Origin of the sequence: Corallococcus carmarthensis, assembly GCF_003611695.1 — a bacterium.
GTDB lineage: Bacteria > Myxococcota > Myxococcia > Myxococcales > Myxococcaceae > Corallococcus > Corallococcus carmarthensis.
Genome location: NZ_RAWE01000520.1, coordinates 1 through 328, shown reverse-complemented (window position 1 = coordinate 328; position 328 = coordinate 1). Strand labels below are relative to the sequence as shown.

Below are 328 nucleotides of genomic sequence, written 5' to 3'. Positions count from 1 at the left end.
CCTCCGGCAGCACCGGCCGCCCCAAGGGCGTGATGATTCAGCACCGCTCCGTGCTGAATCTGCGCGTCGCCCTCGCCGCCACCGTGCACGCGGAGGCCCAGCCTGGGGAGCGCGTCAGCGTCAACGCGCCGCTGTCCTTCGACGCCTCCGTCAAGCAGCTCATCCAGGTGCTCGACGGCCACACCCTCTGCATCGTCCCCGACGAGGCCCGCGCCGACGTGGGCGAGCTCGTCAATCGCATCCAGAAGGACTCGCTGGACGTCCTCGACTGCTCGCCCGCGCACCTGCGCCTGTTGCTGGACGAAGGCCTGCTGGAGCGCCAGTCCAT

At 70.1% G+C, this 328-nt stretch carries 1 protein-coding gene; it reads left to right on the top strand.

Annotated features, from left to right (window positions below):
• Positions 1-328, top strand: a 328-nt coding sequence (locus D7X32_RS44770; protein WP_147450552.1) for an AMP-binding protein, incomplete at both ends; no start/stop codon positions are given.